Origin of the sequence: Gelidibacter salicanalis, from assembly GCF_016469035.1 — a bacterium.
Lineage (GTDB): Bacteria > Bacteroidota > Bacteroidia > Flavobacteriales > Flavobacteriaceae > Gelidibacter > Gelidibacter salicanalis_A.
This window is the reverse complement of sequence record NZ_JAEHJZ010000120.1, coordinates 1-634: the sequence shown is the minus strand read 5'-3', so window position 1 is coordinate 634 and position 634 is coordinate 1. Positions and strand designations below refer to the sequence as shown.

The following is a 634-nucleotide window of genomic DNA, read 5'->3' as shown; positions in this document are numbered from 1 at the left end:
GGGGAGCGCAGCGCTCTTTTACGTGTTTATCATTGATAATTACTTAAGGTTAGGTTTGGAGATTTTAAAACAGTCTCATAGCTCAGCTGGTTAGAGCGCTACACTGATAATGTAGAGGTCGGCAGTTCGAGTCTGCCTGAGACTACTAAAAAGATTTGAGATTTTAAGACGTTCATTACAAATTGAAAGGAAATTTTAGAAGTTGAGTCACAATCAACAATCGTTAATCGTAATTCAGCAATCTGAAATTCATTAATGGGGGATTAGCTCAGCTGGCTAGAGCGCCTGCCTTGCACGCAGGAGGTCATCGGTTCGACTCCGATATTCTCCACCAAAGTCCCCGCGGAAGCGTGGGACCTCATAAGGGAAGCTGTCAATTTAATTGAAACAGGCCTAAAATGGGATCTCCAATCAAGTTGGAGATTGCAACGTTCATTGACATATTGAAAAAAGATACATAAAAAATATTACTGTTACGGTCTTAGGACTGTAATAAAGTAACATTTAGATTGATTAGGGTTTACGAGCTTTTAATCAATCTAATAAAGTTTGGTTTATGGGATTAACGATCGGATATCGGTACTTGTACCGAAAACTGAGAGTAAAGACTGTGAACTGAATAGTAACTCATTAA

At 39.0% G+C, this 634-nt stretch carries 2 tRNA genes; both read left to right on the top strand.

Annotation, left to right across the window (positions count from 1 at the left end):
* Positions 1-71 precede the first annotated feature (71 nt).
* Positions 72-145, top strand: a tRNA-Ile gene (locus tag JEM65_RS21130).
* Positions 146-257: 112 nt separating this feature from the next.
* A tRNA-Ala gene (locus JEM65_RS21125) sits at positions 258-334 on the top strand.
* The last annotated feature ends 300 nt before the right edge of the window (positions 335-634 follow it).